Raw genomic sequence first — 11,011 nt, forward strand, 5'->3', positions numbered from 1 at the left:
GGTGTTCATAAACGACTTCAGCATGCCGCATCCTTTCGAAAGTTGAATAACGTTAATCGGCACGTTGCTCAGAATTTGTAGACAAATATCCAGCTATCGCACCGCCAGGTTTGATTTGACTGCACATTAAAGGATGTCTACTTGTCGCTTGAGGGAATATATTGATTCTGCCTGGAGTTCGACTTCCTGACCGACCAGCACTGAAACTGACCAGCCGCCCTGATTCGGATGCATTCTCCAATCACCTTTGCATTAGCGTTTTTCATCCGCCGTACTCAATATCAGACAGATCAGAACATCGTGGCATTGCAAAATATTCCCGGCCCGGACCTGCCGTTATCCTGAAGGGTACGCCTGCAATAGTGGGACCTATCTGTACGTCATCCCGGTCGATATGCACATCGTCGGCACTGAGATTAAAACGCCCGAATGTATGACTGTCTCTGCGCGTGACATCCTGAACCACCGCAGCCACGACTTGCTGTGGTGTCACCTTGGGGCACGCTTTCAGATCGGCCTGATAGCCAAGTTCAGCGTCAATATAGATAAGCGCAACCAGTCCCAAAGTGCCCATCACGCAGATGCCCAAAATTATAAAAAATAAACGCATCGGCTCATCCCTGTAGTCGTCGCCAGACCTTTAACAATGGAAGTGATTATCATTATCACATATCATTTACTTAGCCTGAACAAATTCTCATAAAGTGATAGCCGTCTGCGATCAGTCCAGTCGGTTAACAAGAAGCTTTTTCGAGACATTTATCAGCAGGGAGTAGTGGACTTTCGGCCTTCCCATTCGCACTTCCAGGTGTCATAAAACCGGCTTAAGGGAGACAACATTGAATAAAATTTACCTGATTTACATGCCAAGCCCGCTACAGGGCCTGATACCTGTTTATGGGGCCGGGCGAAAGCCGTTTAGACAATACCAGGAGGATGACTACGTTGACGCCGTTCAGGCTGCTATCGATAAGCGGGGTCTGGATTGGGAGATCTTACGCAACGATACCGAGTCAGATACTGAAAAGCTCAGGACACAGGGAGCCGCATTGCTGGTATGTCTGCCCGGGCTCCGCCTCCGTTTTCACAGGGGCTGTTTTGACAAAAGTCAGATGATCTACCTGAACACAATGGAGTACGCCACCAACGACGTCAGGCCCGTAATGCGCAAACTACGTGAGCTGAAAGACGCCGAATCGCCCTGATTGAATCCAGCACCCCAGTAATCATAGTTCCATGGAATGGAGTCTCTGCAACACGATGTCACGCAACAAAAAACGCCACCCCGGCGGAAAGCCCGCCCGAAGGTTCGACTTTTGTACAGCCCCTCAGCGCAACATTTTCTCGATGACAAAAAACTTTTTGAAAAAATTCGAATGGCTGAGGCCCTGCACAAGCGTCAGATAGGCAGTGCGCGATCTTTCACAACCGTTTTCATAACCAGCGTTGAGGTGAGCCGCTGCACGCCTGGCATACCGGAGAGTTTTTCATCATACAGCTCCTGAAAAGCCGACAGGTCACGGGTGATAACATGAAGCAGATAATCCGGGTCACCAAACAGGCGCTGCGCCTGGATAATTTGCGGTATTTCTTTTACCGCGTCCTCGAAGTTACTAACAGCCTGCCGGTCCCCATCGCGCAGGGTAACGAAAACAATCGCTGAAAAGTTCAGTCCGAATTTTGCCGGTTCGAGATTCGCCCGGTAGCCACTGATAATGCCATCCTGTTCCAGAGACCTTACCCGCCGCTGGCAGGATGAGAGGCTAATACCCACCCGCTCCGCCAGGTCAGTGAGCGAAATCCTGCCATCTCTTTGAAGCTCAGCAAGAATATTGCAGTCTGCATTGTCCATTCCTGAAAATCTCCCGATTTACGTTTGTTTAGCCCTGCAAATGAAAGCACATTCCACACATATAGCGATATTCTTTCTTCACTTTATAATGTGTAATTCTGATAGGAGATTCAGTAAATGAAGTTTTCAAACGATGTTATAGGGCCGGGCATATATGAGGTCTGTGAGGATAAGGTCGCATGTCTCTAACTATGTTTGCTGCGTTCTGGGCGGTTTCAGTCCTTTTTGTGATCACCCCTGGTGCCGACTGGGCATATGCTATTTCAGCAGGTATCAACGGACGACGTGTGCTTCCGGCGGTGGCCGGCATGCTGAGCGGCCATATTGTAGCTACGCTCATTGTGGCAGCGGGCGTCGGCTCAGTCATTGCAGGCGCGCCGGGCGTACTGACGAGCCTGACCATTGCCGGGGCGGGCTATCTGTTCTGGCTTGGCCTTGGTATGCTGCGCCACCCGTCAGCACCGATGATGGTTCAGGATGAGGATGCCGGTTCGCGCCTGAAATGGGCGCTTAAAGGCTTCTGCATTAGCGGGCTCAATCCAAAAGTCTTTCTGCTGTTCGTAGCCCTGCTGCCCCAGTTCACTGACGGCCATTCTCTCTGGCCGCTTCCGCTGCAGATGACTGCGCTGGGACTGGTTCATGTGGTCAGTTGCGGGGTCGTTTACCTGCTCGTAGGCTTTGGCTCAGGTAAGGTTCTCCAGTCACGCCCGCGCGCTGCGCATAATGTCAGTCGGATTTCCGGCGGCATGATGATGATCATCGCGGTTCTTTTGATGGCAGAACAGTTTTATTGAACCCTTTTCAAGTCTGCGGCGCATCGCCGCACGAACTCGCCTGTTACGATTTAGCTGAGAACACCATGCCGCAAATCACACTGACATATCTGAAAAACCTCAAGCAGCGTGGCGAGAAAATCACCATGCTTACCTGCTACGACGCCACGTTTGCACACGAGTTGAGCACGGCAGGCGTTGAGATGCTTCTTATCGGCGATACGCTGGGAATGATCCTGCAGGGCCATGACAGCACCCTGCCGGTCAGGCTGGAAGATATGGTTTACCATACGGCCTGCGTAAAGCGTGGAAATAACGGCGGCTTCATCATCGCCGACCTTTCCTTCATGACCTGCTCCTCGCCTGATCAGGCACTGCGCAGCTCCGCGCAGTTGATGCAGGCCGGTGCGCAGATGGTTAAGATTGAGGGCGGAGAGTGGCTGTGCGACACGGTGCGTCAACTTACCCGCAATGGTATTCCGATCTGCGCCCATATCGGACTAACCCCGCAGTCGGTTAACGTCTTTGGCGGCTTTAAGGTGCAGGGCCGTGATATAGACCAGGCGGCCTCCCTGATTGAAACGGCGAAAAAGTTAGAAGAAGCCGGTGCGGCAATGGTGCTGGTCGAAGCCGTCCCCGCCTCTCTGGGCAAGGCGCTTAGCGAGGCTGTATCCGTGCCGGTCATTGGCATCGGAGCAGGTCCGGATACTGATGGACAGGTGCTGGTGCTGCACGACATGCTTGGCTTGAGCATGACCGGTAGAGCACCAAAGTTCGTGAAAAACTTCATGAAAGGGCAGGACGACATTCAGGGCGCGGTAAAAAGCTACATTGTCGCCGTAAAAGACGGCACATTCCCTGCCCCGGAACACTGTTATTCTGAATAATTCATTAAAAAAGCCGCTTGTTTAAGCGGCTTAACATTCGGCGATGTCTTGATCAATCCTCAGTAAGGCTGGTTGCAGCCAAGGTCAGGTAAAGCTGTCTAGCCCCTTTATGGAGACTACATTGCCATTGAGCAACCAGAGTGGATGTCTCGACCTTCACTATTCGTGATGGTGAATCTTCAACGCACACGTTCACTTACCGTCATCGTGAACTGCAATGAGCCTTCAATGCAGCTATAACTATGTGGCAGGTCTGTCCGGGCGATCACAGAAGAACCTTCACTTACAGTCAAACGCTCTTCCCCTAAAGTCAGCTGAAGCGTGCCCTGCACAACATGCAGAAGTTCGCAGGTGCCATCAGAGTGCCCTGGAGAATCGAATATCTCTCCAGAATACATCTTCCACTCCCAAAGCACGATCATGTCCGGTCCGCTGGTACCAGCCAGCAGTCGAGCGGCGCCACCGCTTTCGCCATGCCAGAGGCAGGGGATATCTTCAGCAGCAATGAGATGCGCATTGGGTTTACTGGCGACGTTTACAATGTCTGCTACCGAAACGCCCATCGCTGCGGCCAGCTTACAGAGGATTGCGATGCTGGGGTTTGCCCTGCAAGCTTCAATCTCAACGAGCATTCCTTTACTCACACCCGCCAGACGCGAGAGTTCATCAAGCGACATTTTTTTCTGGCTGCGATACTGCTTCAGAGAAGCGGAGAGAGCTTCATTAATTCTGGAAGCATCAGCACCGGTCGTTATATTGACTTTTTTGTTCATTGGTCACTATCATAATCTAAAACGGTCATTACAGGATTATTCAATGTTTTCAGCTCATCCGTCAATCAGTCCCGACGTTGCCCGCCTGGCACCAGGCTTTCGTGCGCTCAGCATTAGCGTATCTGCTGCTCCACTGGTCAACGTCAGCTTAGGTGAAGAAGCGCTGCGCATAGCCTGTGCAGAGGTACTCAACGGACAACCTGTCTGGGCAGAAGCGCATCTGAATGCATGGTCTGAGACTTTTCGCGCCTTTGGTGCGAAGCCTAAGCGTACGCCTTGTTCGGCAGAGGCCCTTCGAAAACGTGTTTTGCGTGACGGCTTTATGACGGCCTTAGATCCGGTGGTGGATCTTTATAACGCAGTGAGTCTGCGCTATGCCGTTCCAGTTGGTGGTGAAAATCTGGACGCCTATCGTGGCGCGCCCCGTCTTATTATTTCCGACGGCAGTGAATCATTTGACACCCTCAAAGATGGCATCCCCTTCATGGAAAAGCCCGATGCCGGAGAGGTGGTTTGGTGTGACGATCTTGGCGTTACATGCCGTCGCTGGAACTGGCGCCAGGGCATAAGAACGCGACTAAACTCTTCGGATAAGCACATGTGGTTCATCCTTGAAAGCCTGCCAGAGATGCCGATTGAGGCCCTGCATGATGCAGGGCAAATGCTGACAGATGGACTGGAGGTTATGATGCCGGGAATGCGGTCTGAAATTAAGTTAATAAGTACTTTTTGAACAAAGGGTTAAATCGTATTCAGTCAGATTGATTACCTACATTACCCGTTAAGAGTCCGCAAATATTTTCGGTCGCCATAACGGCGACCGGTTCAATTAAAACGACCAGCGCACGCCCGCGTTATAACGCCAGCCTTTCGCACCGTTGCCGTCGATCTCTTTGCGGTAATCCGCTTCGGCGTAGAGCGCCACATCCTTGTTTACCGTTGCGGTGCCGCCCACGCCGACATCCCACATTTTGCCGAGCTTGCCGCTGTCGAAGGTTTTATCGCCGCCAACATCCGCCGCGCCGATCTTCGCTTTCGCGGTGCCGCCCCATCCCTGCGTGTAATTCACGCGCAGATACGGCGTGTACTGATTCGCGCTGCTGTCCTGCCAGCTTTTATCCAAGCGCGCGCCGACGCGGCCAACCGTCTGGCTGTAATCGTCGTAGGAAACTCGGGTGTTATCGCGGTCGGTGAAGCTGTCCATCTTCATTTGCAGCCAGGTGACCTGCGCCTGCGGTTCGATGCGCACGCCGCCGCCCATTTCCAGCGGATAACCGGTTTCAATCGAAGCCGTCCAGCCGTTGCCTTTTGGTTTGGCGACCTCTTTCTGCCGTGCAATATCAGTCGCGCCGCGATGCCAGCCCCAGCTCAGCGAGCCGTCCACGTAAAAACCGCTGTCGCGCAGCCAGGTGCCGTACAGCGACAGCGTGTCGCTGTCGAAGCTGGTCGAGCTGTAGCCATCTGCTGCGTGCGGGCGAATACGCGTGTTGCCGCGCGTGTAGGCCACGCCGCCGCGCAGGCTGCTGTCCGCGCCATCCACGCGAATGACGTTGCCGCCGAGTTGCACCGCGCTGTAGTCGAGATCGAAGTCGTAGCCGTAATGGCTGACGCTTTGACTGGTCTGGTATTTCAGGTTGGAGCCGATGTAGCGGATAAACATCTCGCCGCCAACCGCATCCGGATTGGCCTGCTGCTGGCGCAGTTCACCGAGGCGTTTATGCAGATCGTCGGTGATTGCCAGCGAGTAATAAGCCAGGCCAACCGGCGCAGAGATGTAGGACGGCACCTGCGGCGTTACCGCCAGACGCGCAACGCTTTGTGCGCTGCCTGCTGTCGGCTGGCACAGGCCGCCGTCTTCGCACACGAGGACGTTCGCCAGTCGATAATCCCACGCGCTGCGGGCTGCGTCATTGCTGCCCGGTGCGAAGCTGTATAAACCGTATTGCCACGGTCCGGATGCGATATAGCTGCTTTTCAGCGCAAAGCTGTTGGCATTCGCGCTGCCGGAAACCTGCGCCAGCGACACACCTTCGTTCGCAGTGATCACACCATCGCCGTTGCTGTCGAACAGCGGTGCTCCCGCGAGTTTTACTTCAATCTTCGTCACGCCTGATGCCGCGCCATTTACCAGCACCACATCACTGCCTGCTGCTGTGGCGTTCAGCTTGACGCTGCCGCCCGCCGATGCCAGTTCGCCGTCAATCGTCAGCGTATTCGCCGCCGTGTTGCCGCCGTTGGTGAGATCCAGGGTGCCCGCGTTATTCACCACCAGCGAATCGCTGGTTCCGCCCTGCAGCAGCGGATGGACGCTGTCACCCGCGAACAGCGTACTTCCCGCATCCACGTTAATCGTGCTGTGCGCCAGTTTGAGGTTGTCGGTTAACGTCCATTGAGTTTTGTGGAAGTTCAGCGTGCTCCAGCCTGTACCCAGATTGGTCCCTTTTGCCGCATCATCGCTGGCGAACGAACCGCCTCGAGCCTTGAGTTGGCTGAGATTGAGCGTGCTGCCCGCGCCATTTTCCGTGGTGATGTGGCGCGTATCAGCCAGACTCACCTTCCGCACAGTGGCCTGATTAGCCGCGCCACTGCCCATCGTCAAACTGCCTTTGATGGTGCCGCCAGTGACAATCAGTTCATCGCGTCCGTTGCCGGTGTTCACATCGCCGACCACCGCACCATCCAACAGCGCAATGACGTCATCGGTCGCACCGCCTGCCACGACAACCTGATCAGGGAACGGCGCATTAATGGTGCCTTCATTGATAAGCACCGTTTGCCCGCCGCGCATGTCGATCAGCGGCGCCACGCGACTTTGTGAACTGATGGTGCCCTGGTTAATCACCTGGCTGGCGGTTTTGGTGACAATCGCCGAGCCGCCGTTCGCTGCCTGAATATCAATCAAGCCCTGAGAAATCACGTTGCCGCGGGTGTTGGCGATCACGCCATTGCCGGTTCCTGTTACCACAATCGAATATTCCGGCCCAATCACCAGATCGTTGCTGGTGGTTGAGCCATTGGCGTTTTCAAAGCGATAACCGGTGCCCGAACCGCTGACGTTGATCAGCGCGCTGCCGTTAGGATCAAACGAAGTTGCCGAACGTACACCGTTACCGCGTGTGACATCTAACATCACGTTGTTCAACGAGATATTGGCGGTTTCTGCCCGGTTATTGATCACGCTACCGCTACCGTAACTGCCAATAATCACATTGCTGGCGGCGAAGCCCTGCGCACCTTCATCCAGCAGCACGCCGTCCGCGCTGCCGCTGGCCTGAATCGCGCTGTTACCTTGTCCATCGCCCAGCACATTCATCGTCCCGCCGTCGCCAACGCGCAACGCGGCGATGCCGTTATTGACCTGCAGCGAGCTGTTGATAGGCGTGTATTGACCGAAGCCGCTGGTGACGTCCACGCCGGTTCCCGAGTTGATTTGAATCGTGCCGCGGTTGATGAAGTTACCGCCGCCAGAAACACGTGCGCCGGTGCTGCTCGGCCCCGTCAGGATCACTGATGCATTGGGCTGATTGAAAATGCGCGAATTGCCGCTGACATCAAACGCCGTGGCGTAATCCGCGTTGCCCGCGATAGTTGAAGCGGCGTAGATTTCTGCTTCTTCGCCGCTGGCTCGCGCAGCCGTGCTATTTGGGCCGTTAAGTTGAATGCTGCTGGTGATGACGCCCTGCGCGCCATCGCTGGCGTTCATCACCGTCGCGTTATAGCCGGTGGTAAGATAATTATCGGTGCTGCTGACCAGCGATTCCGCGCCAGATAACTGAATGCCGATGCTGTTGTTGCCACTCAGCGTGACTTTGCCAAAACCTTGCGTGTACAGCCACGCGCCACCGCTGATTTCATATAGCGTTGAATTCGCGGTGCTCACATTCGCATTGTTACCGTTGCTGACTATGCGCGTACCGTTGCCAGCGGCGCGATAACCGGTTTGTTCATCATCATTAAACACCACGCGACTGTCCGCGCCGAACGTAATGCGTCCACCGGCGAAAGCATAGGCGCCGACCGCGCCGCCGCCGTACAGATTGATGGTGCTGTTTTGATTAATACGCGCCAGCTGATGGTAAGAAATTAAGCCATAAGCATTGAGCGGCGTGAGATCTTCTCCGCTGTGAACATTAATGGTTCCGGTGTTAAAAATTTCGGTCAGCGTGGTGCGGTCGCCGAGGAAGGGTAAACCATCAGCAAACAATCCTCGGCTGCGCCCGCCAACGTTAATTTCTCCGCTGTTAGTAACTTTCGCGCCGTCCTCAGCGGAAATGCTGGTGGTGCCGACGCCGCTTAAGCTGATCTTGCCGGTATTAATTAGTTGCGCCTGATTGCGGGCAATTAATCCGATTTGCTGGTTGGCGCCGCCGCTGATTGCCGCATGGTTGGTGAGTTGCGTATCGGTATCGAAATCCGTGGCAGGATTGATTTCCACGCCTTGCAGCGTGTACTGCACGCCATCAACAATCGCCGCTATCGCTGACACGCCGTTCATATTGAAGCGCGTGGCGGCGTTGATCAGCCCATGCGCGCCGTGCGTCACCTGTAAACCTTGCGCAAAGTCAGCGATATTGAAGGTTGCACCGTTGGTATTCACCTCCGTTCCCGCGCCTCCGCCAAACACTCCGGTAGCGAAGGAGTTATTAGCCGCTAGCGTTAATCCGCGCCCGTCAAAATCTGCGCCATCTTCCACGCGGAAAATAGTGCCGCCGTGAACCTCAGAGCTGTAGCTGCCGTTTTTCGGCAGATTTATTTTGGCGTTTTCCCCTTTGGTGTAAAAACTGATCTGGCGTTGCAGCGAGAAAATATCGCGCGGCACGGCGACCGGAATCGCGTTGGCGCTAACGTTCACCGTGGCATTGCCTTCGGCGCGAATGCCAATCGCATCACTGCCGCCGAGGCGAATCGGCCCACTAATATTAGCGACGGCGCTGCCGCCCGCTGTGCCAATCGCCCAAACGGCGGTGTTATTGGAAAAGGCAAAGCGGTCGGCATCGCTGGTGATATTGATCGCACCACGCGAATACGCTTTGGCGCTTTCACCCGCGTTGGCGATCACTTTGAGAGCGGTGCTGTTGTAGCCATTAAGGTTGATGGTGCCCGCATTGCCCACGTTCCCGTTACTGCCCGCATCAACCACCAACATGCCGATGTTCTCGGCGGGCTGCACTTGCGCCTGGCCGTTGATGTCGATTACGCCGTTGTTGCGTAGCAGCGCGTCCGCGCCATATTGCGCACGCATCGCTACCGCGTTTTGTACTTTAGAACCGAGCACGATTTGGCCGTTGTTCACCGCGCGTCCGTCGCCCGACGCCACCACCGCGCTCACGCCGCCGCTGAGATTCACCGCTACATCTTCGGTGGGATCGGTTTTGCTGTTTTGCGGCGTGCGACCGACGTATATAACGCCGTCCTGCGCGTTGGTAAATCCGCCGGAACCGCTAGCCAGCACGCCAACCGCCGAGCCGCTTTCGGTGATGTCTGCCACGCCTATATTGATGTTGCCGTGGTTAACGGCGCGTGAATCAAACAGCCACAGCGCCTGGCTGTCGCCGCTGCCCGGCTGGAAGTTGATCACGCCGTAATTGCTAAAGCGGCTGCGATTGCTGGCGAGAATGCCGCGCCCGGCGTTGCCGACGGTGCTGCTATCGACGCCGCTGCCATCGATGTTATTAATAAAGCCGAGATTGATGGTGCCGTTGTTGCGGCCGCGACCGTGGTTAAGCAATTCCAAACCCGACGTGGTGCTGGCGAGCTTGCCGTTGATTGTGGCTTGTGCGCCGTTGCTGGCGCGCATCACCGCACTGCCGCCGTTCATCACTTCGAGGGTTTTCCCGCGATTAATTTTCACGCTGGCGTTCGCACCGTCGGCACTCAACACCACCTGATCATTCAGCGGTACAGCAACTTCATCACCAACGTTATTGGTGCTCATGCGATACACCACGCGGCCTTCGCGCAGCGCGTAGCCTTTGTCAAGTTGGGTGCGATAATCGCTGATGTCGAGTTGGCCGTTGATCACCAGGCTAATCAGCGCGTTATTGTAGGCGCGCAGATCGTTCAGGCTATTCACGTAATACTCTTCGCTGAAACCAAAATTACCGTTGACGGTGACGTATTGTGGATATTCGACTAATCCGCCAACATCGTAAGCCAGACGATCGCCACCGTAAGGCGGCGTTGCGGCGGTAAAGGTAATACGGTTATCGGAGTTCCAATTGATATTCCCTTTTTGGGTGGCGGCAAATAATTGGCTCTGTTTAGACGCCATTGACCAGCCGTTGGTTGTGGAATTTGTTGCAGCGCCCTGTTCACCGATGTCGATATTTAATATGCCGTTGCTTACCGAAGCAATGCGCGCATTAATATATTGTTTATCATTGACGTCGTAATAATCCGGCACCACCTGATTTAAACCGACCGTGGGCAGTTCAACGATCTCATCGGAATTCACCACTTCATAGCTAAGGGTGGCATCGGTGCCGGGATAGTAAACGCTGACCACATGTTTTTGTTCGCCGATCCGCAAACGCGGCGCGCCAATCAGGTTGTCATTGATGATACGACCCACGCTTTGCAATTCGCCCAATGTGACGCTGCTGGCACCGCTTTCGCCAGGCGCAAACTGCGGCAAGCCGCTCAGCGTTTGCGTGCTGCCATTGCATAAGCAATATGCACCGACCTTATTATCATTTAATTCAGGCGTATAAGGTTTTAACTCCACCG

Annotated in this window: 7 protein-coding genes; 3 read left to right on the top strand and 4 right to left on the bottom strand. The window is 54.8% G+C overall.

The features are described from left to right. Positions 1 to 262 precede the first annotated feature (262 nt). Positions 263 to 610 (bottom strand): hypothetical protein, encoded by a 348-nt coding sequence (locus QMM04_RS17495; protein ID WP_282996621.1) that lies wholly within the window; start codon positions 608 to 610, stop codon positions 263 to 265. Between the two features lie 789 nt (positions 611 to 1,399). Continuing rightward, on the bottom strand, positions 1,400 to 1,852 hold the full coding sequence (locus QMM04_RS17500) for an Lrp/AsnC family transcriptional regulator (protein ID WP_282996622.1): 453 nt from the start codon (positions 1,850 to 1,852) through the stop codon (positions 1,400 to 1,402). Positions 1,853 to 2,031: 179 nt separating this feature from the next. On the opposite strand from QMM04_RS17500, the gene QMM04_RS17505 reads away from it, so the two are divergent. Continuing rightward, entirely contained in the window at positions 2,032 to 2,646 is a 615-nt protein-coding gene (locus tag QMM04_RS17505; RefSeq protein WP_282996623.1) for a LysE family translocator, read from the top strand. A 65-nt stretch (positions 2,647 to 2,711) separates the two neighbouring features. Beyond that, a complete protein-coding gene (gene panB, locus QMM04_RS17510) occupies positions 2,712 to 3,512 on the top strand; it encodes a 3-methyl-2-oxobutanoate hydroxymethyltransferase (protein WP_282996624.1) in 801 nt (266 codons plus the stop codon). A gap of 179 nt (positions 3,513 to 3,691) precedes the next feature. On the opposite strand, the gene QMM04_RS17515 is transcribed toward panB, so the two are convergent. Continuing rightward, positions 3,692 to 4,285 (bottom strand): helix-turn-helix domain-containing protein, encoded by a 594-nt coding sequence (locus tag QMM04_RS17515; RefSeq protein WP_282996625.1) that lies wholly within the window; start codon positions 4,283 to 4,285, stop codon positions 3,692 to 3,694. A gap of 43 nt (positions 4,286 to 4,328) precedes the next feature. Here QMM04_RS17515 and QMM04_RS17520 point away from each other — a divergent pair, with 43 nt between their 5' ends. Then, positions 4,329 to 5,018 carry a B3/4 domain-containing protein gene (locus tag QMM04_RS17520; RefSeq protein WP_282996626.1) on the top strand — a complete coding sequence of 230 codons (690 nt, stop codon included), beginning with the start codon at positions 4,329 to 4,331 and terminating at the stop codon, positions 5,016 to 5,018. Positions 5,019 to 5,114: 96 nt separating this feature from the next. Here QMM04_RS17520 and QMM04_RS17525 read toward each other — a convergent pair whose 3' ends face one another. Then, complete coding sequence (locus tag QMM04_RS17525; RefSeq protein WP_282996627.1) at positions 5,115 to 10,919, bottom strand: autotransporter outer membrane beta-barrel domain-containing protein; 5,805 nt, start codon at positions 10,917 to 10,919, stop codon at positions 5,115 to 5,117. Positions 10,920 to 11,011 lie beyond the last annotated feature (92 nt).

The sequence above is a fragment of the Pantoea sp. Pa-EAmG genome, assembly GCF_030024295.1.
In the GTDB taxonomy this organism is placed as follows: domain Bacteria; phylum Pseudomonadota; class Gammaproteobacteria; order Enterobacterales; family Enterobacteriaceae; genus Pantoea; species Pantoea dispersa.